At 52.9% G+C, this 19,283-nt stretch carries 17 protein-coding genes; 8 read left to right on the top strand and 9 right to left on the bottom strand.

Features of this window, described 5'->3' with window-relative positions:
* Window positions 1-43: 43 nt before the first annotated feature.
* Both AC1MKH_RS19965 and AC1MKH_RS19960 read right to left on the bottom strand, forming a co-directional pair.
* Entirely contained in the window at window positions 44-1,273 is a 1,230-nt protein-coding gene (locus AC1MKH_RS19965) for an amino acid permease (protein WP_276224561.1), read from the bottom strand.
* Between the two features lie 216 nt (window positions 1,274-1,489).
* The gene (locus AC1MKH_RS19960; RefSeq protein WP_276224562.1) at window positions 1,490-1,951 is read right to left on the bottom strand and encodes a multidrug/biocide efflux PACE transporter; all 462 of its coding nucleotides are present in this window, start codon (window positions 1,949-1,951) and stop codon (window positions 1,490-1,492) included.
* A gap of 96 nt (window positions 1,952-2,047) precedes the next feature.
* Here AC1MKH_RS19960 and AC1MKH_RS19955 point away from each other — a divergent pair, with 96 nt between their 5' ends.
* From AC1MKH_RS19955 to AC1MKH_RS19945, 3 genes are all read left to right on the top strand, one after another.
* On the top strand, window positions 2,048-2,917 hold the full coding sequence (locus AC1MKH_RS19955) for a LysR family transcriptional regulator (protein WP_276224563.1): 870 nt from the start codon (window positions 2,048-2,050) through the stop codon (window positions 2,915-2,917).
* A gap of 100 nt (window positions 2,918-3,017) precedes the next feature.
* Entirely contained in the window at window positions 3,018-4,211 is a 1,194-nt protein-coding gene (locus AC1MKH_RS19950) for an acetyl-CoA C-acetyltransferase (RefSeq protein WP_276224564.1), read from the top strand.
* 487 nt (window positions 4,212-4,698) lie between these two features.
* Window positions 4,699-5,394: an oligogalacturonate-specific porin KdgM family protein gene (locus AC1MKH_RS19945; protein ID WP_231826343.1), complete on the top strand. Its 696-nt coding sequence runs from the start codon at window positions 4,699-4,701 to the stop codon at window positions 5,392-5,394.
* A gap of 308 nt (window positions 5,395-5,702) precedes the next feature.
* On the opposite strand, the gene AC1MKH_RS19940 is transcribed toward AC1MKH_RS19945, so the two are convergent.
* Window positions 5,703-6,878 (bottom strand): oligogalacturonate lyase family protein, encoded by a 1,176-nt coding sequence (locus AC1MKH_RS19940; RefSeq protein ID WP_276224565.1) that lies wholly within the window; start codon window positions 6,876-6,878, stop codon window positions 5,703-5,705.
* 461 nt (window positions 6,879-7,339) lie between these two features.
* On the opposite strand from AC1MKH_RS19940, the gene kduI reads away from it, so the two are divergent.
* The 4 genes from kduI (at window position 7,340) to AC1MKH_RS19920 (ending at window position 12,010) form a co-directional block, all read left to right on the top strand.
* The gene (gene kduI, locus AC1MKH_RS19935; RefSeq protein ID WP_108475934.1) at window positions 7,340-8,176 is read left to right on the top strand and encodes a 5-dehydro-4-deoxy-D-glucuronate isomerase; all 837 of its coding nucleotides are present in this window, start codon (window positions 7,340-7,342) and stop codon (window positions 8,174-8,176) included.
* 62 nt (window positions 8,177-8,238) lie between these two features.
* A complete protein-coding gene (gene kduD, locus AC1MKH_RS19930) occupies window positions 8,239-9,000 on the top strand; it encodes a 2-dehydro-3-deoxy-D-gluconate 5-dehydrogenase KduD (RefSeq protein WP_015963173.1) in 762 nt (253 codons plus the stop codon).
* 312 nt (window positions 9,001-9,312) lie between these two features.
* Window positions 9,313-10,731: an arabinose-proton symporter AraE gene (araE, locus tag AC1MKH_RS19925; RefSeq protein ID WP_276224566.1), complete on the top strand. Its 1,419-nt coding sequence runs from the start codon at window positions 9,313-9,315 to the stop codon at window positions 10,729-10,731.
* Window positions 10,732-10,870: 139 nt separating this feature from the next.
* Window positions 10,871-12,010 (top strand): IS481 family transposase, encoded by a 1,140-nt coding sequence (locus AC1MKH_RS19920; RefSeq protein WP_442961959.1) that lies wholly within the window; start codon window positions 10,871-10,873, stop codon window positions 12,008-12,010.
* A 169-nt stretch (window positions 12,011-12,179) separates the two neighbouring features.
* Here AC1MKH_RS19920 and AC1MKH_RS19915 read toward each other — a convergent pair whose 3' ends face one another.
* From AC1MKH_RS19915 to AC1MKH_RS19890, 6 genes are all read right to left on the bottom strand, one after another.
* A complete protein-coding gene (locus tag AC1MKH_RS19915; RefSeq protein ID WP_276224515.1) occupies window positions 12,180-13,295 on the bottom strand; it encodes an oligogalacturonate lyase family protein in 1,116 nt (371 codons plus the stop codon).
* Window positions 13,296-13,362: 67 nt separating this feature from the next.
* Entirely contained in the window at window positions 13,363-14,649 is a 1,287-nt protein-coding gene (locus AC1MKH_RS19910) for an ABC transporter substrate-binding protein (protein ID WP_276224513.1), read from the bottom strand.
* Window positions 14,650-14,661: 12 nt separating this feature from the next.
* Window positions 14,662-15,789, bottom strand: coding sequence for an ABC transporter ATP-binding protein (locus AC1MKH_RS19905; protein WP_276224511.1), 1,128 nt, complete (start codon window positions 15,787-15,789; stop codon window positions 14,662-14,664).
* A 12-nt stretch (window positions 15,790-15,801) separates the two neighbouring features.
* Window positions 15,802-16,704, bottom strand: a complete 903-nt coding sequence (locus tag AC1MKH_RS19900; RefSeq protein WP_276224509.1) for a carbohydrate ABC transporter permease — start codon at window positions 16,702-16,704, stop codon at window positions 15,802-15,804.
* Window positions 16,697-17,587, bottom strand: a complete 891-nt coding sequence (locus AC1MKH_RS19895; protein ID WP_108475941.1) for a carbohydrate ABC transporter permease — start codon at window positions 17,585-17,587, stop codon at window positions 16,697-16,699. Before AC1MKH_RS19895 ends, AC1MKH_RS19900 begins: the two co-directional genes overlap by 8 nt.
* Window positions 17,588-18,063: 476 nt before the next feature.
* The gene (locus tag AC1MKH_RS19890; protein WP_276224507.1) at window positions 18,064-18,390 is read right to left on the bottom strand and encodes a cupin domain-containing protein; all 327 of its coding nucleotides are present in this window, start codon (window positions 18,388-18,390) and stop codon (window positions 18,064-18,066) included.
* A 142-nt stretch (window positions 18,391-18,532) separates the two neighbouring features.
* Here AC1MKH_RS19890 and AC1MKH_RS19885 point away from each other — a divergent pair, with 142 nt between their 5' ends.
* Window positions 18,533-19,225, top strand: a complete 693-nt coding sequence (locus tag AC1MKH_RS19885) for an aspartate/glutamate racemase (RefSeq protein WP_276224505.1) — start codon at window positions 18,533-18,535, stop codon at window positions 19,223-19,225.
* Window positions 19,226-19,283 lie beyond the last annotated feature (58 nt).

Below are 19,283 nucleotides of genomic sequence, written 5' to 3'. Positions count from 1 at the left end.
AAGACAAGGAAAAGCGGGCAGCTCATGCTGCCCGTTATCGGTGTTATCCGAGGAACATCACTGAGACGCAGAGCAGACCAACAATCAGCGTAATCAGGCTGCCGATAGAACGGTATGGCTTCAGCGACGGGATGAGGTACGTAGAAAGCGTCGGCATGATAAACAGAATCATGGCAATCAGCGGGCCGCTTATCGCGTAGATCATCGAAATGGCGTTCGGGTTGATGCAGCAGACGATGAAGGTCAGCGTGGAGACCAGCAGAATCGACAGCATGCGGTTAAACGAACGGCTTTTGCGCACGCCAACCTGATTCAGCGACGCTTTAACCATCTCGCTCGCGCCTTCAATCACGCCAAAGTAGGTGCCGAGGAACGATTTCGACATTGCCACAATCGCCACAATAATGCCGGATACGGACAGCCAGTTTGGCGAGTTGGGCATCATCGACAGCGCTGACAGAATCGTCACGCCCTGATCTTTGGCGGTATTGATGTAATCCACCGGAATGGAGAGCAGGCAGCTGAAGACAAAGAACAGCACGCTCAGGCAGATAATCAGATACGCGACCTTCATGATTTTTTTGCATTTACCCATCGCGAGCTCGCCATATTTCTCTCTGCGGTCGATGGCGAAGGTAGAGATAATTGGCGTATGGCTAAAAGCGAAAACCATCACGGGGATGGATAACCACACCTGGTGCAGCGTGTGCGGCGTCACTTCCATTTGCCCGGTGAGTAGCGCGGGCTGCCAACTGCCTGTCAGGTAAATCGACAAAAACAGGAAGTAGGCGATCAGCGGGAACACCAGGAAGCCCATCACTTTGATGGTGGCCTGGCGACCGGCAAGGAAAATCACGTTCAGCAGCAATACCACGCCAAGGCTCACCAGCACGCGTACCGTCAGATCGACCGGCATATGCTTGGCTATCTGTTCGGTAATGGAGTTAGTGATGGCGACGGCGTAAATCAGAATCACCACAAAAAACGCCAGGAAATAGAGCGCGGTGATGAGGTTGCCAATTTTTTTGCCATAGTAGTGGGTGACTGCGCCGGTTATCCCGACACCCGCAGGGGTGTTGGAGGAGAGGATAAACTGGCACAGGGCGCGATGCGGCCAGTACGTCAGCGGCCACGCGACCAGCGCGGTAACAAACAGTACCACGGCCCCTGCTGATCCCAACTGGATCGGCAGAAACAGGGTACCGGCGCCTACAGCCGTGCCGTACAGGGCAAAGCTCCAGAGCGTCTCTTCTTTTGACCAAATTTTAGACATTATGCGAATTTAATAACCATGGAACATACAAAATGGAGCGTAATTTACCATAATTATGATTCGTGGTGGTTATGAATACTATTGATGGTCTGGGAGCAGCATTGCCGGATGGCGGCGATGCCTTATCCGGCCTACGGATTGTGCGGGGTGTTGCGGGATGCGAGGGAGCTGCATGTCCTGTAGGCCGGATAAGCGCAGCGCCATCCGGCAGAGCGGTCAGCTCCGGGCCAACGCCCGTTGCACACGGCGCTTCATTACGCGCTCGCGCAGCATGTCGTACACCCAGTTATAGAGCATGGTGTATGGCAGGAAGAACAGGAAGAAACCAATCTCCAGCGTGAGTGCCTGCATCAGGGTTACGCCCAGCACCGCCGACACAATGCTCACCCCAATCACAATAAAGCCACACTCAAATCCCAACGCGTGGAAGGCGCGGATTTTCGCCGTACGGGTGACGCGCGTCACCGGCCACAGGCGGTCAAAAATGGCGTTATAAATGATATTCCACACCATCGCCGTGGTGGCGAGGATGATGGTTAACCCACCCATTTCGAGCACCGAACGTTGCATCAGGTACGCGGCGGTCGGGGCGAGGATCGCCGTGGCGATGCCCTCAAAGCACACGGCGTGGAAAATGCGTTCCGGCAGCTTTCTGCGGTGAAGGTTGTCGTTTTGCATGGTGATATTACCTCAATTTGTTCTCTGTATTGCTGGGCATTTTATGGATAAATATGATAAGTAAAAGATAGATTCCATCGATAAAGTAGATAGATCATGCGCTATTCTCCCGAAGCCCTTACCGCATTTGTTGAAACCGTCGACAGTGGTTCGTTTTCCGCTGCCGCGCGGCGCTTACGAAAAAGCCAGTCCACCATCAGTACCGCCATTGCCAATCTTGAGGCCGATCTCGGTGTGACGTTGTTCGATCGCACATCACGCCAGCCGGTACTGACGGCCGAAGGTCAGCGCGTGTTGAGCTACGTGCAGGCGATTCTGGCCGCCAGCGAGCGGCTGGATGAACTGGCGGTGGCCCTGAGCAGCGAAACGGAAGCGCGGCTGGCATTTGTATTGTCCGATACGCTCCACCCGGATGTGCTGGAGGAGCTGATGGTGCAGTTCGATCGGCGTTTTCCGCACACAGAATTCGAATGTCTGGTGGGTGAGGACGATGATGTTATCGATTTGCTGCAAAAAGGCCGCGCGCAGGTGGGGCTGATTGAGGCGCGGGAAAGTTATCCTACCGATATTGGCCATACTCGCCTGCCGATGCAGACGCATATGGCTATTTACGTTTCCCTCGATCATCCGTTAACCGCGCAGCCCAGCGTCGAGTGGGATCAACTGCATACCTGGCGTGAGCTGCGGCTGAATACCTATCTTGAAAATCGGCCCACGCCTGCGCGCGGCCCGGTGTGGTCTGCGCCTAACTATCTGATGTTGATGAGCATGGCCGCACAGGGATTCGGCTGGTGCGTGCTGCCCTGTGCGCTGGTGGAGGAGTTTTCCTGCTCCGCACCGTTAACGATGCTGACGCTTCCCGGCTGGCCGATCGCTGTCTCTATCGATTTGCTGTGGAACAAAAGCGCGCCGCCGGGCGCGGCCGGAAGCTGGGTCAAAGCGTATCTGCAACAGGTGTCAGCCTGACGGAAAACCTTTGTGATAAATCTCACTTTTTTTAAACAATTACGATAAAAGTTGATAACAATCATCTACTATAGCCGGGTTATTTTGCGCTGAGGTAGAGATGAAAGATGTCGTTATCGTAGGTGCAGTCCGTACACCCATCGGCTGCTTCCAGGGGGCGCTCTCCCGCCATTCGGCTGTCGAGCTGGGCAGCCTGGTGATCAACGCGCTGGTTGAACGCAGCGGGATTGAGCCGCATGTTATTGATGAAGTGATTATTGGTCAGGTGCTGACGGCGGGCACCGGGCAAAACCCTGCCCGGCAGTCGGCGATTAAAGGCGGCCTGCCCAATACCGTTTCAGCCATCACCATCAATGACGTCTGCGGCTCGGGTCTGAAAGCGCTGCATTTGGCGACGCAGGCTATTCAGTGCGGTGAAGCGGATGTGGTGATCGCGGGCGGCCAGGAGAACATGAGCCGCGCGCCGCATGTTCTAACCGACAGCCGCACCGGCGCGCAGTTGGGTAACAGTCAGCTGATTGATAGCCTGGTGCACGACGGATTGTGGGACGCGTTTAACGATTATCATATGGGCGTGACGGCGGAGAATCTGGCACGCGAATATGGCATCAGCCGTGAACAACAAGATGCCTGGGCGCTGAGTTCCCAGCATAAGGCGCGCAAGGCGATTGATTCCGGACGCTTTCGTGCTGAAATCGTCCCGGTAGTGAATGCGCAGCCGAACGGTGAAGCGTTGCGTGTCGAAACCGATGAACAGCCGCAAACCGATCCCAGTGCGGAAGGCCTGGCGCGGCTTTCTCCCGCATTCGATCAGTTGGGTTCCGTCACCGCCGGGAATGCGTCGTCGATCAACGATGGCGCTGCGGCGGTGTTAATGATGAGTGAAAGCAAAGCGCTGGAGCTGAATTTACCGATCCTGGCGCGCATCCGCGCGTTTGCGAGCGTCGGTGTCGATCCCGCGCTGATGGGGATTGCTCCGGTGTACGCCACCCGCCGTTGCCTGGAGCGTGCGGGCTGGCAACTGAACGATGTTGATCTTATCGAAGCCAACGAAGCGTTTGCCGCGCAGGCGATTTCTGTCGGCAAGATGCTGGAGTGGGATGAGCAGAAAGTGAATGTGAACGGCGGCGCTATCGCCCTGGGTCACCCTATTGGCGCTTCCGGCTGCCGTATTCTGGTGTCTCTGGTTCACGAAATGATGAAACGCGATGCCCGTAAAGGCCTGGCGACGCTGTGCATTGGCGGCGGTCAGGGCGTGGCGCTGGCCGTGGAACGTGATTTGCCTGCTGCATAATCTCTTACAACGCTACTAAAATCCCCGGTAGCGTTAAGATTACCCTGAGTTAATCCCTCTTTATCCCCCTCACTATTAACGCTAATACAAATGACGTAACGAAAAGCTTTTTGCTTACACTTTTGTCGTCGTTTGTAATGTTTTGCGTTGCGTTAATTCTATAAAAAGCACATTAATAAAATCCTTATTATTTGATGAAATAAAATAACCATGGTTATTTTATTTTTCACTGCATTCATAACTTATTGATTTTTATCGGCTATTTAAAAGGTGTGTTTTAGCGGATTATGTGTGAAAAATGAATTGCATGTGACTTATATCTCATATTTATGGTGTTTTGACATTTTTTTATTGAAGCCGATCACGCCATTTCGTGCCGTATTTTTTGAAACAAATAATTACGATCCTGATCACTAAAACACATGAGTTAAAAAAATAAAATGCAATTCCATAAAAACGAAACATGATTTCAATTGAGGGATAGCAAATGTTTAAAAAAACTCTGGCCCTGGCTGTATTGTGTGGAGCATCTTTTGCTGCATCAGCGGTAACTGTCGATTTACGTCATGAATTCATTGATGGTGGTAAAACAGATAAATCTAACGCTGACCGCGTTTCTGTTTCTCATCGATTTGCAAATGGCTTTGGTTTCTCTGTCGAAGCAAAATGGAAATCGGGTGGTGATAATACCGATAAGCCGTATGCGGATTTTATTGGTAATGGTCACGAAGAGACGATTAGCTGGCAGTGGAAAGCCAATAAGAATTTCTCGGTAACGCCGGGATTCAATATTGAAAGTAATGATAGCCGCTCTATTTACAAACCGAACCTGCGTGTTCAATACAGCTTCGACAGTGGTTTTTATGTCGCCGCGCGTTATCGTTATGATTACACGCGCTATCCTTCTAATGCCGGTAAAGATGATGACAAAGTCAACCGTGGCGATGCCTGGGCGGGTTATGTGTTCGGTGACTGGCGTACCGAGCTGAACTATGTTTATGCGCGCAGCACCGAAGGTACCGCGCGTAATAATAACAAACCATATTCTCAGGAATATAACGTTAAGCTGGCTTACCGTTGGGATAAAAACTGGGCGCCGTATGGCGAAGTGGGTAACGTGGGTGTGAATGACCGTAACGATCGCCAGACGCGTTTCCGTGTCGGTGTGGCGTATACCTTCTAATTAATTCTTCCACCTCGTTATTAACCCGGCGTAGTTAGCCGGGTTTTTCTGTTTTCTTTTTTTCCTGTAATCATATTTCTAATATAAACGGCAGATAAAAAAAAGGCCCTCCACAAAGGAGGGCAAGGCCAGTTACAGAAACACTATATACGTCATCCTTCAAGCTGCCTCTGCGTTGGCTGCGTTCACTCACCCCAGTCACGTACTTATGTACGCTCCTGGGGATTCGCTCGCTTGCCGCCTTGATGCAACTTGAATGATTTTGTATATATCAAACACTCATTCACTCATACTTCATATTCAGCCATTCAGGCCTGAATGAAATCACGCTGCGCCGGGAGTTTGGTGATATAAAGCGCCGGTTTCCCGTCTTTGTCGGAGCTGAACAGCACCGCGCCATCGTGTGGCAGGAAAGAAGGGTGCGGATGCGTGACCTGGCGGCTGTTTTGCACCGTCGCCCAGGAGGTGTCATGACGCGCGATGCGGAAGTACGCTTTTTTCGCCACGTCGAAACCGTATAAATAGGGATCGTTGTCAATGGTGTAGCCGCTGGTGTCTTTCACATCGACCGGCGTACCAGATCCATCACCGACCAGCAGCGTACCGTCGAAGTTGCTCATCAGATGCGAACAGGCCGGCATCTGCATCAGCGCTTCGTTGACGCCGGTGTCCGGGTTGTAACGATAAATAGTGCGACCCTGCTTGCCCTTCAGATAAGAGACATACACCAGCGCCGAACCGTTCGGTACCCAGAATTCATGGGTGCAGCTTTCGCCTTCCGCATGCTCTTTGACTTTGCGCACGTTGCTGCCGTCTTCGTTTACCAGCCACATACGGGCATCGACCAGATCGTGCGGGCCTTCGTGGCAGAACGCGACGGTATTATCATCGAACGGGCGGTAAATGGGGTGGCCGAGCCAGTTTTTCTCTTCGTGAATAACTGAGCTTTCACCGGTTTGCAGGTCAACGCGCAGCAGGCGGCAGTGTGGGCCTTTATGGAAGAAGTCGTGGAACAGCTGCCAGCTGTTGAGCGGCGTCCAGTCACTTTTGGCAATCTCAATGCCCACCAGTTTGGTACAGTCGCTGTTGGAAACCCAGGTACCGTAGCCGACCCATTCGTCCGGCACGCGATACACTTCCCGTTCCACCAACGTTTTCAGGTTCACTTCCAGCAGGGTGCGATCGTTTTTCACGTAGTAGAGCGATTTGTCATCCGGCGAGAGAAAACCGCCGAAAGTGTTATCGCCTTCACCTTCCGTTAATTGCACCGCTTCTGCATTGGCGACATCCAGCAGGTAGTAGTTCCAGTGGCCGTCGAACTCACCCGCGAACAGCAGGTGGCTGCCATCATTGAAAAAGCACTTCTGATAGAAGTAGTTACGATGACAGGTGACTTCTGGTGGGGTTAAGCGGGTGACTTCCGCGCCTGTGTCTGGATCGCGGCTGACCTCATAGTTCAGTTTTACCCGCATACCTTTAGCCATGTTGCACTCCTTTTTCTCAAGCAATGGTGGCGTAACGCTCACCGGCCGATGTGGATGTCGTTTTAAAAATGTAGTGATAATTTATCAAAACGTCGTTTCATTGTTTGTGATGGTGAGCGCATTTTGTACGAAAAGGCAGTAAATTCAATCCAGAGGACGTTGTCCAACACGATGTCTCCATAAATGAACTTTGTTTTCTGACGGATATTTCTCACATTTCAGTTAATTCTCAATGTTTCTATTTTACTGAATTAGAAAGACTTTATTTTATCTCGGGTGATAAGGGGAGGCATATTCGTGATCCCTTCTGCATTTTCAGTAATATCATGCAGAAAAAGTGAAACAACGTTTTAATTGTAATTGAAAACCCATTTCATCAGCGATAAGATGACCTCATTGACAAAGCGGAACCCTGTTTCAGGTCGCTTAATAAAGAACAACAGATTTTCTGGAGGCATTCGGTGGACGTAAGACAAAGCATTCATAGTGAACATGCAAAAACGCTGGATACGCAGGGCCTGCGCAACGAATTTCTCGTTGAGCAAGTCTTTGTCGCGGATGAGTACACCATGGTGTACAGCCACATCGACCGCATCATTGTCGGCGGCATTATGCCGGTGGCGAAAACCGTTTCCGTGGGCGGTGAAGTGGGCAAACAACTGGGCGTGAGCTACTTCCTGGAGCGTCGTGAGCTGGGCGTTATCAACATCGGCGGCGCAGGCACCATTACCGTTGACGGTAAATGTTATGAAATCGGCCATCGCGATGCGCTGTATGTCGGGAAAGGGGCAAAAGAAGTGGTCTTCGCCAGCGTCGATACGGCGAAACCGGCGAAGTTCTACTATAACTGCGCACCGGCCCACACCACTTATCCGACCAAAAAAGTCACGCCGGATGACGTTTCTCCGGTCACGCTGGGCGATAACCTCACCAGCAACCGCCGCACCATCAATAAATACTTTGTGCCTGATGTGCTGGAAACCTGCCAGCTTAGCATGGGGCTGACTGAACTCGCGCCGGGAAATCTGTGGAACACCATGCCGTGCCACACCCACGAGCGCCGTATGGAAGTGTACTTCTACTTCAATATGGATGAGGACGCCTGCGTGTTCCATATGATGGGGCAGCCGCAGGAAACGCGTCACATCGTGATGCATAACGAACAGGCAGTGATTTCGCCGAGCTGGTCTATTCACTCTGGTGTGGGTACTAAAGCGTATACCTTCATCTGGGGAATGGTTGGCGAGAACCAGGTCTTTGATGACATGGATCACGTGGCGGTTAAGGATCTGCGCTAAGTCGCGGGCAGCAAAAGAAATAATGCCTGTCGCGAACAGGCGCAATCAATAAGGAATTTAACATGATTTTAGATGCATTCTCGTTACAGGGTAAAGTTGCCGTCGTCACCGGTTGTGATACCGGCCTGGGCCAGGGTATGGCGGTTGGCCTCGCGGAAGCGGGCTGCGACATCGTGGGTATCAACATCGTTGAGCCGGCTGAGACCATCGAGCGCGTCACCGCGCTGGGTCGTCGCTTCCTGAGCCTGACTGCCGATCTGCGTTCCATCGACGGCATTCCGGCGCTGCTTGATCGTGCGGTAGCGGAATTCGGCCATATCGATATCCTGGTCAACAACGCCGGTCTGATTCGTCGTGAAGATGCTATCGACTTCAGCGAAAAAGACTGGGACGACGTGATGAACCTGAACATCAAGAGCGTGTTCTTTATGTCTCAGGCGGCGGCGAAACACTTCATCGCGCAGGGCAAAGGCGGCAAAATTATCAATATCGCTTCCATGCTCTCCTTCCAGGGCGGGATCCGCGTGCCGTCTTACACCGCATCTAAAAGCGGCGTGATGGGCGTAACTCGCCTGATGGCCAACGAGTGGGCGAAACATAACATCAACGTTAACGCTATCGCGCCGGGCTACATGGCGACCAACAACACCCAGCAACTGCGTGCGGATGAAGAGCGTAGTGCGGCGATCCTCGACCGTATCCCGGCAGGTCGTTGGGGTCTGCCGAGCGATCTGATGGGGCCGATTGTTTTCCTGGCTTCCAGCGCATCCGATTACATCAATGGCTACACCGTCGCGGTGGATGGCGGTTGGCTGGCTCGCTAATTTCGGGCTAGCGGTAAGAACCCTGCTTCGCGGCAGGGTTTTTTTTGCCTGTTAATCACATCAATCCATATCGCATAAATTGATTTATCCATGTGATTATTTCCATATTGAAATCATTAATAATAAATTTATTTAAAAACAGCAAATTAAAAATAATTGATGAAATACGCGCCAATTTTAAAATTGTAATGTCCATCACATAACCGATATGTGCAGCTATTTAATCCATATCTACGCGATGAACCGCCTGACGTATTTCTATAGAAATCCCGTATGTTCAGGGAATGTTTTATACAGTGCAGGCAGGAAAAGATGGTTACCTTAAATAGTGATTCAGTTGTGTCTCCACGCTCGCTGCGCGATACGCGGCGAATGAATCTGTTTGTCTCCGTTTCTGCGGCGGTTGCCGGTCTGTTGTTTGGTTTAGATATTGGGGTGATTGCCGGGGCGCTGCCCTTTATCACTGACCACTTTGCCCTGAGCAGCCGTTTGCAGGAGTGGGTGGTCAGCAGCATGATGCTCGGCGCGGCGCTGGGTGCGCTGTTTAACGGCTGGCTCTCTTTCCGGCTTGGGCGTAAATACAGCCTGATGGCGGCGGCGGTACTGTTCGTGCTGGGGTCGCTGGGCTCTGCGCTGGCCAGCAGCGTGGAAATTCTGATTGCGGCGCGTGTGCTGTTGGGCGTCGCGGTGGGGATTGCCTCTTACACTGCACCGCTTTATCTCTCTGAAATGGCGAGCGAAAACGTGCGCGGTAAGATGATCAGCATGTATCAGTTGATGGTCACCCTGGGCATTGTGCTGGCGTTCCTCTCGGATACCGCATTCAGCTACACCGGTAACTGGCGCGCGATGCTTGGCGTGCTGGCGTTGCCGGCGTTGATCCTGATTGTGCTGGTGGTCTTCCTGCCGAACAGCCCACGCTGGCTGGCGGAGAAAGGGCGGCATATCGAAGCGGAAGAAGTGTTGCGTATGCTGCGCGATACCTCTGAAAAAGCGCGTGAAGAGCTGAATGAAATTCGCGAAAGCCTGAAGCTGAAGCAGGGCGGCTGGAAGCTGTTTAAAGCTAACCGTAACGTACGCCGCGCGGTGTTCCTCGGTATGCTATTGCAGGCGATGCAGCAGTTTACCGGGATGAACATCATCATGTATTACGCGCCGCGCATCTTCAAAATGGCGGGTTTCACCACCACGGAACAGCAGATGCTGGCGACGCTGGTCGTCGGGTTGACCTTTATGTTTGCCACCTTTATCGCCATCTTTATGGTGGATAAAGCCGGGCGTAAACCGGCGCTGAAGATTGGTTTTAGCGTGATGGCGCTGGGTACGCTGGTGCTGGGCTACTGCCTGATGCAGTTCGATAACGGCACGGCGGGAAGCGGGCTTTCATGGTTGTCGGTTGGCATGACCATGATGTGCATCGCCGGTTACGCAATGAGTGCCGCGCCGGTGGTATGGATCCTGTGTTCTGAAATTCAGCCGCTGAAATGCCGCGACTTTGGTATTACCTGTTCCACCACAACCAACTGGGTCTCCAATATGATTATCGGCGCGACCTTCCTGACGCTGCTCGACAGCATCGGCGCGGCAGGTACGTTCTGGCTCTATACCGGACTGAATATTGCCTTTATCGGCATCACGTTCTGGCTGATACCGGAAACCAAAAATGTCACGCTGGAGCATATCGAACGCAAACTGATGGCAGGAGAGAAGCTGCGCGATATTGGGGTGTGAAGGACAGTTGGGGTGAGTGCGCGCTGATGCCCTCACCCCGGCCCTCTCCCTGTACAGTCCGGGGACATAGTGAACACTTGTTCGGGGACATGGTAGACACTTACAACTAAGGCATAAGAACCCGTTTATGGAGTCGCTTATGCCCTGGGATGCGAGAGATACCATGTCATTACGTTCCGAGTTTGTTCTGTTCGCCTCGCAAGAGGGGGCGAACATCCGTTCCCTCTGCCGTCACTACGGCATTTCTCCCGCCACTGGCTACAAGTGGCTTCGCCGCTGGGCTGAGGAAGGCACATCCGGTCTTCTGGACCGTCCCCGAACGCCTCATTATTCTCCCAACCGCTCGCCCGACGACATCACTGACCTGCTGCGCATCGCCCATGCCCGTCATGAGCGCTGGGGCGCCCGCAAGATAAAGCGCTGGCTCGAAGACCAGGGACACCGTATGCCCGCCTTCAGCACCGTCCATAACCTGATGGCCCGTCACGGTCTGCTACCGGGCACGGCTCCGGGCATTCCGGCCACAGGGCGCTTCGAACATGACGCGCCGAACCGGCTCTGGCAGATGGATTTTAAGGGTCACTTCCCCTTCGGCGGGGGCCGCTGCCATCCGCTCACCCTGCTGGATGACCACTCCCGTTTCTCCCTGTGTCTGGCACCCTGCACCGATGAACGCCGTGAGACCGTGCAGCAGCAGCTGGTCAGCGTGTTTGAACGCTACGGGCTGCCAGACCGGATGACGATGGACAACGGCTCGCCGTGGGGCGACACCGGTACCTGGACGGCACTTGAGTTGTGGCTGATGCGCCAGGGCATCCGGGTGGGGCATTCCCGGCCATATCATCCGCAGACACAGGGCAAGCTGGAACGTTTTCACCGCAGCCTGAAGGCGGAAGTGCTGCAGGGTAAATGGTTCACAGACAGCGGTGAGCTGCAGCGTGCTTTCGACCACTGGCGTACGGTGTATAACCTTGAACGGCCCCATGAAGCACTGGGTATGGCCGTTCCGGCCTCGCGGTATCAGCCGTCTGTGCGGCAGTACAGCGACAGCATTACGCCACCGGAATATGATGAAGGGGTGATGGTGAGGAAGGTCGATATCAGCGGGAAGCTGAGCATAAAAGGTATCAGTCTGAAGGCAGGCAACGCGTTCAGGGGAGAGCGGGTCGGGCTGAAGGAGACGCAGGAGGATGGCTGCTATGAAGTGTGGTGGTACAGTACAAAAGTGGGGGTGATCGACCTGAAGAAAAAGTCGATCACCATGGGTAAAGGATGTTAAAAAGTGTTCACCATGTCCCCGAACACCTGTCTACCATGTCCCCGGACCGTACACTCCCACAGGGAGAGGGAGAAGTAGCAACGGCGCACTATACCCACTGGGAGGCCGAGAGGTAACAATTGTGCACAGTCGGTTCCCTCTCCCTGAGGGAGAGGGTTAGGGTGAGGGTTTACACCTTCGCCAAATACAGCGCCGGCATCCCCTCTACATCCGATGTATACAGCACCCATTGATTATCCGGTGAAAACGAAGGGTGCGGATGCGTCACCTGGCGGTCTCCGTCCAGCACCTTCCAGCTACTGTTATGCTGACAGACCGCTTTCTGCTCCCCGCTGTGAATATCAAACACCCAGATAAACGGATCGTTACTACCGTTATGCGGCGCACCGTCGCCCACAACGAGCGAGCCGTCATGATTACTCATCAGGTGAGAGCAGGGTGGGATCGCCATCAGCAGCGTATTCTCAAGCGTTGCCGGATCGGCGCGATATAAATAGCGCTGCGGTGCATTCTCCTGATGCGCCACGTAATAAAGCGCGGAGCCATTCGGCACCCAGAATTCATGGGTAAAACTTTCCCCAGGCTGATGCTGGCGAACCTTGCGCAGGTTAGATCCGTCGGCATTGATGAGCCACATGCGCGCATCGATCGCATCGCGTGGGCCTTCGTGGCAGAACGCCACGGTATTATCATCAAACGGGCGGTAAATCGGATGCCCCAGCCAGCGCTTCTCCTGCAAAATAGTGCGCTGTGCACCCGTTTTCAGGTCGATGTTGATCAGGCGGCACTCCGGCTGCGTAAAGTAGAAATCGCGGAATTTGCCCCAGTCGGTCAGCGGCTGCCAGTCGCTTTTTTTGATTTCGATGCCGACAAGCTGGGTACAGTCGCTGTTGGCGACCCATGTTCCATAGGCCACCCAGGCGTCATCGACTTCGTAAATCACCTGCTCTTCCAGCGAATCGAGATCAACGCGCCTTAGCTGGCGGCTGTTTTTGACATACCATAGCGCCTGGTCGTCTGCGGAAAGGAAGCCGCCGAAGGTGTTATCGCCTTCGCCGTCCGTTAACTGCGTAGCGTGCTGCGCTTCAAGGTCCAGCAGGTAGTAATTCCAGTGCCCTTCAAACGCACCGCCAAAAATGAGTTTGTTGCCATCGCGGGTAAAGCACTTTTGATAGAAGTAGTTGCGGTGACAAATAATATGCGGCGGCGTCAGGCGAATAACCTCATGCCCCGTTTCGTGGTCCGGCTGTGAACGGAAATTTAGCGGGATGATTTTACCTTTCATCAATCAGCTCCTGATAAAAAAATACCCCGCCGCCGAAGCGCCAGGGTATTGAGAGACACGGTGGGGATTAACGCATGGCGCGACGCAGAATACGTTCCGCCTGGCGCTGGAAGTCTGTGGCAGCCTCTTCCACGGATTTCTGACCATAATCGATGTATTGCAGCGTGGTGCCGAACTGGGCGACGATCTGCGGGTCATCAAAGTACGGCGACACGCTCAGTTTGGTCGGCAGAGACTGCGCCAGACGCAGGCCGGATACCGCCGGATCATCCTCTTTGATGATGCCGTCTTCGGTCAGGAATTTCACCGCTGCCTTGCTCAGGGGCACGCCGCGCTCCAGGCCCAGCGTATCGACCGCTTCTTTGTTGTTCAGCAGGAAGTTGATCAACTTCGCTGCCGCTTCCGGGTTTTTCGTCGACTTACCGATAGAGAGCATCTGCGCCGGTTTGAAGAACAGGCCCGCGTCGGTTGCGCCTTCCAGCATCGGATAGTTACCCAGCTCCAGTTTTGCTGGCGGCTTCAGGTTGTCGGAATATTTGTTGATGGTGGAGTTCCACATGTAGGTTCCACCCCATTCGCCCTGGATCCACGGTTTCATTTCGTACATGTTGCTCTTACCGAAAGAGGCGTAGTACTTGGTATCCGGCATCACGTGGCTGTCGATGAGCTTTTTGTACATCTGGAAAAACTCGTTCCATTGGTCTTTGCTCCAGGCCAGTTTTTTGGTCTGTTCGTCAATGGCGGCCGTGTTGTACTTCTGCACCATATACGAGTTCAGCAGCGCCAGCGTATCCTGATGCTCAAGCACCACCGGGTAGTACTGCTTACCCAGTTTGCTTTCGAAGGTTTTTCCCGCTTCCATCAGCGCGTCCCAGGTTTTCGGGTACTCCACGCCGGCTTTTTTCCACGTTTCATCGTTGAAGTAGAACACGCGCGCGGTCACGGAAATCGGAATGCCGTTCAGCTTGCCGTTCACCGTGGTGGTTTGCAGCTCTTTGGCATCGAACTGGCTCAGGTCGATGACATCTTTCATTTTATTCAGGTCGTAGAAGCCATCGCCCGTTTTGGAGAAGATCGGCAACCAGTTCCAGTTGGTTTGCATCACATCCGGTTCGGTACCGCCCGCAATCTGGGTGGTCAGACGGGAGAGGTGACCATCCCAGCCGGTATATTCCGCTTTAACGTTGATGTCAGGGTTCTGTTTATGGAACTCTTCCAGCGCCTTCAGAGTGACCTGGTGACGGCCATTACCGCCCCACCAGGACATACGTAAATCCACATCTTTTGCCATTGAGGGTAAAGCAGTCAGCCCCAAAATGGTGGAGATTGCTGCGCTTAAAAGCACTTTTTTCATTTTAATACTCCATTAAAGAGAGAGGTTCTGTTCTGTTTTTGCGTCAAAGATATGACACTTATTCATATCAAACTTAAAGTACACTTTACGGTTAAGCCCTTTATCAATCATTGGCTTAGCTTCATCCGATGGAATGCGCGCCGTCAGTTCGTAGTTGGCTACTTTCAGGTAAACGAAGAACTCATGGCCCATGTTTTCAACGCGAACCATCTCGCCGGTACAGCCGCCTTCAGCAAACGGTTCGTCCGCCACCGACACGAATTCCGGGCGAATACCGTAGAACACATCTTCATTTTTATGGCCCGCCAGTTTCTGCTCTAACACGTTGCTCAGCGGCAGGAACTCGTCACCGATGGTCAGATAGAGGTGTCCCTCTTTATCCACCAGTTTGCTGGCGCGAATGTTCATTTCCGGTGCGCCGATAAAGCCCGCGACGAACATGTTTTTCGGCTTGTGGTAGAGGTTATCCGGCGTATCGACCTGCATGATGTGACCCAGCTTCATGACGCAGATACGGTCGCCCATGGTCATCGCTTCGGTCTGATCGTGGGTGACGTAAACGGTGGTCGCCGGTTTGCCCGATTTCTTCAACTGCTTATGCAGGTCAGAAATACGGATGCGCATCGATGCACGCAGTTTGGCGTCAAGGTTGGAGAGCGGTTCATCGAACAGGAACACGTCTGGCTTTTTCACAATCGCGCGGCCTACGGCCACACGCTGTGCCTGGCCGCCGGAGAGCTGGCGCGGCAGCCTGTCCAGCAGTTCATCCAGCTCAAGAATTTTCGCCGCTTCATCGACCTGCCTGTCGATTTGATCTTTCGGCATTTTGCTCAGCTTCAGGCCGAACGCCAGGTTCTCGCGCACGGTCATGTGCGGATAAAGCGCGTAGTTCTGGAACACCATCGCAATGCCACGCTCTTTCGGCGCGAGGTTATTCACCACTTTCTCGCCGATGCGCACTTCGCCACCGCTGATGGTTTCCAGCCCGGCCAGCATACGCAGGGTGGTGGATTTGGCGCAGCCCGATGGGCCAACGATCACCATAAATTCGCCTTCAGCAATTTTAAGGTCGATACCATGTACCGCTTTGAAGCCGTTGGAGTACACTTTTTCCAGTTTGTTGAAAATCACTTCAGCCATGATATATCCCTCTTAACCTTTAATTCCGCTGCTGGTCACGCCCTGTACGAAGTAGCGTTGAGCCAGGAAGAACACAATGATGGATGGCAGAATGGAGATGCTCGCCATTGCCAGAATTTCGTTCCACGGCGCACCTTCGGTGACGTCGATGGACATTTTCAGTGCCAGTGCAATCGGGTACTTATCGACGCTGTAGACGTAGATCAGCGGGCCGATAAAGTCGTTCATGGACCACATGAACTGGAACAGTGCGACGGAGATAATGGCCGGTTTCAGAATCGGCACCACCACGTACCACAGCACCTGGAAGGAGTTACAGCCGTCAATCTGCGCCGCTTCTTCCATGTCACGCGGTACACCGCGCAGGAACTGAATCAGCATGAAGACGAAGAACCCCTGCGTGGCGAATGCCAGCGGCAGATACAGCGGCATGTAGCTGTTCAGCATGCCCATTTCACGGAACATCAGGTACTGAGGAATCAGCAGTACGGTGCTCGGCAGCAGCATGGTGGTGATGAGCGTGGCAAACCAGAATTTCTTCCACGGAATCTCGAAGCGGGCAAAGCCGTAGGCCACGATAGTGGAAGAGATAATGGTCAGAATTACTTTCGGGATCACATACTTGAAGGTGTTTAGCATGTAATGGCCGAAGTTGTATTCGGTACCAGTTTTCCAGCCGTTGATAAACCCTTCCCAGGTGGCGTTTGCTGGCCAAAGACCCAGGGTGGTGAAGATCTCGTGGTTCGGTTTGAACGACGCCGAGAACATCCACGCCAGCGGGTAAAGCATCAGCAGGCCGACAAACAGCAGGATGGTATAGCGAATCCAGGCGTTAATCTTCTCGCGTCTCAGGGTGCGGGCAACCTCACGTTCAGCGATGCTTCTTGCTTCGTCGATTTGTTGAATATCAGCCATTTTTGCCTCCCTTATCGGCGGAGTAGAACACCCAGTATTTTGAAGACTTAAAGGCGATGGCGGCGAAGACCGCGACGACCAGGAACAGAACCCATGCCAGCGCTGCGCCATAACCCATATCGAAGTATTTAAACGCGGTGTCGTAGATGTAGAGCGAGAACAGGTACGTGGAGTAAGTTGGGCCGCCGCCGGTAATCACGTACGGGCCGGTAAACTCCTGGAACGCCTGGGTGGTTTGCATGATGAAGTTGAAGAAGATAACCGGCGTAATCAGCGGCACGGTCACTTTCATAAACATCTGCCATTTAGACGCGCCATCGATCATCGCGGCTTCGTACTGCGATTGCGGAACGTTTTGCAGTGCGGCCAGGAAGATAACCATCGCGGAACCGAACTGCCAGACACGCAGCAGCGTAACGGACATCAGCGCCAGAGACGGCTCGCCGAGCCAGTTAATGGCATCAAAACCGAACACGCCGAGGAAGCTGTTCAGCAGGCCGTCGATGGCAAACAGGGCGCGCCACAGCACGGCGATGGCCACGGAGCTGCCAAGAATGGACGGAATATAATAAGCGGTACGGAAGAACCCGATGCCGCGTAATTTAAAGTTCAGAACAAACGCAATGCCAAGGGCGAAAGCGAGCTTCAGCGGAATGGTCAAAAATACATACGCGAACGTTACGCCCATTGATTTCCAGAAGAGCGTATCTTCGGTAAACATATAGCGATAGTTCTCAATGCCGTTAAATACCGGCGGACTCATCAAGTCGTACTCAGTAAAACTGAGAAAGAAAGATGACACAAACGGGAAGGCCGTAAAGATTATCAACCCAATGATATAGGGCGAAATCCAGGCCAAACCCAGCATTCTGTTTTCATTCATAGATACCTACCTGGCAAACAAGTTTGTAAAACGGATTGAGGTTCGGTCATCGCTCCACACGAGGGGCACGGGGCGCGGAATTCACGGTGTTAGCTTGGTGTCGGTCATACGATCCTTCCCTGTAAATAAATGTTGTGTAAGACTTTTTTACTACTCATTCCATTGGTGGCGTTTTGCTGTTTCAACTCTGACGTTTTGTAACGCGTGATTAGTAAAACACCGTTTTAATTTTATTTTATTGCTATTTGTTTCCGCGTCATGCGTTTAATGATGGAAATGTGATCGAAGTCGAAACGATGTTTCAATTAAGTGAGGTGGGTGGTGTTTCTACTAAGGTGGTATGGAAGTAGATAAGAGAAATCACGCACTAACCGGCTGAAATTAGTGGTTCCATTAATGGTTAACAGGCTAATGCTTACTTATTTGAAGTAAAAAAAAGCCCTCGCTTAACGAAGGCTTTTGGCGGTGTGAAAATATTAGTCTTTGAGGAAATCCTGGCGCATCGGGGTAAAGGTATCCAGCAGCGTACCGGCTTGCAGGCAAACACAACCGTGCATAATTTCCGGTTTTTTATACAGCGTGTCGCCTGCGCGCACGACGTGTTTTTCGTCGCCGATAGTGAACTCAAATTCACCGGAAAGCACGTAGGTCAACTGCTCGTGCGGGTGGTTATGCAGCGGGCCAACGGCGCCTTGCTCAAAGTTGACCTCTACCGCCATCATCTTGCCATCATGGGCGAGGATACGACGGGTGACGCCGTTACCCAGGTCTTCAAGGGTGGTCTCTTTATGAAAAATAAACATCAGGCAGTCCTGTAGTAAGTTGAAACAATGTTTCATTTAACTTATCTCAGAATGCGTGAAAAAGAAATCGGCTGCTGGAGAAGTGGAAAGTTGATCACAAGTTTGCTTCACTGGAAGGCACGCGAAAAACCGAGGCATAAAAATGAAAACGATTGGTCTGTTAGGCGGCATGAGCTGGGAATCGACAATTCCCTATTATCGGCTGATCAATGAAGGCGTAAAGCAGCGTCTGGGTGGGCTACATTCGGCGCAAATACTGCTGCACAGCGTTGATTTCCATGAGATTGAAGCCTGTCAGTCGAGCGGAGACTGGCAGCGCGCGGGCGACATTCTGGCGCAGGCGGCAAAAGGGCTGGAGCAGGCCGGTGCGGAAGGGATTGTGCTGTGTACCAATACCATGCACAAAGTGGCGGATCAAATTGAGCACGCTGTGACTGTGCCATTCCTGCACATTGCCGATGCGACCGGACGCGCAATCCAGAAAGCCGGAATGAGTAATGTTGCGCTGCTGGGCACGCGCTACACCATGGAACAGGATTTCTATCGCGGCCGTCTGCAACAGGAATTTGCCATCAGCACGCCGATTCCGGACAGCGACGACCGCGCGCGTATCAACCAGATAATCTTTGATGAGCTGTGCCTTGGCATCTTCAGCGAGGCGTCACGCGACTATTATCTTGAGGTGATTTCCGCACTGAAAGCGCAGGGCGCGCAGGGCGTGATTTTCGGTTGCACCGAAATTGGGCTGCTGGTGCCTGCGGAACTCAGTCCGCTGCCGGTGTTCGATACGGCGGCGATCCACGCCGCTGATGCGGTGGATTTCATGCTCTCCTGAGCCTTAATGCCCGGTGACGCTTCGCTTACCGGGCCTACAAGATTGCCGCCATCCGGCA

This window comes from Pseudocitrobacter sp. CD920760, assembly GCF_057782505.1.
Note: the sequence above shows the minus strand (reverse complement) of the source record. Positions and strands in the feature narration are given on the sequence as shown.

Bases quoted from the DNA above. Each gene is read 5' to 3' on its own strand.
- AC1MKH_RS19965 (WP_276224561.1), bottom strand. From the start codon at position 1,273: ATGTCTAAAATTTGGTCAAAAGAAGAGACGCTCTGGAGCTTTGCCCTG.
- AC1MKH_RS19960 (WP_276224562.1), bottom strand. From the start codon at position 1,951: ATGCAAAACGACAACCTTCACCGCAGAAAGCTGCCGGAACGCATTTTC.
- AC1MKH_RS19955 (WP_276224563.1), top strand. From the start codon at position 2,048: ATGCGCTATTCTCCCGAAGCCCTTACCGCATTTGTTGAAACCGTCGAC.
- AC1MKH_RS19950 (WP_276224564.1), top strand. From the start codon at position 3,018: ATGAAAGATGTCGTTATCGTAGGTGCAGTCCGTACACCCATCGGCTGC.
- AC1MKH_RS19945 (WP_231826343.1), top strand. From the start codon at position 4,699: ATGTTTAAAAAAACTCTGGCCCTGGCTGTATTGTGTGGAGCATCTTTT.
- AC1MKH_RS19940 (WP_276224565.1), bottom strand. From the start codon at position 6,878: ATGGCTAAAGGTATGCGGGTAAAACTGAACTATGAGGTCAGCCGCGAT.
- kduD (WP_015963173.1), top strand. From the start codon at position 8,239: ATGATTTTAGATGCATTCTCGTTACAGGGTAAAGTTGCCGTCGTCACC.
- araE (WP_276224566.1), top strand. From the start codon at position 9,313: ATGGTTACCTTAAATAGTGATTCAGTTGTGTCTCCACGCTCGCTGCGC.
- AC1MKH_RS19920 (WP_442961959.1), top strand. From the start codon at position 10,871: ATGCCCTGGGATGCGAGAGATACCATGTCATTACGTTCCGAGTTTGTT.
- AC1MKH_RS19915 (WP_276224515.1), bottom strand. From the start codon at position 13,295: ATGAAAGGTAAAATCATCCCGCTAAATTTCCGTTCACAGCCGGACCAC.
- AC1MKH_RS19910 (WP_276224513.1), bottom strand. From the start codon at position 14,649: ATGAAAAAAGTGCTTTTAAGCGCAGCAATCTCCACCATTTTGGGGCTG.
- AC1MKH_RS19905 (WP_276224511.1), bottom strand. From the start codon at position 15,789: ATGGCTGAAGTGATTTTCAACAAACTGGAAAAAGTGTACTCCAACGGC.
- AC1MKH_RS19900 (WP_276224509.1), bottom strand. From the start codon at position 16,704: ATGGCTGATATTCAACAAATCGACGAAGCAAGAAGCATCGCTGAACGT.
- AC1MKH_RS19895 (WP_108475941.1), bottom strand. From the start codon at position 17,587: ATGAATGAAAACAGAATGCTGGGTTTGGCCTGGATTTCGCCCTATATC.
- AC1MKH_RS19890 (WP_276224507.1), bottom strand. From the start codon at position 18,390: ATGTTTATTTTTCATAAAGAGACCACCCTTGAAGACCTGGGTAACGGC.
- AC1MKH_RS19885 (WP_276224505.1), top strand. From the start codon at position 18,533: ATGAAAACGATTGGTCTGTTAGGCGGCATGAGCTGGGAATCGACAATT.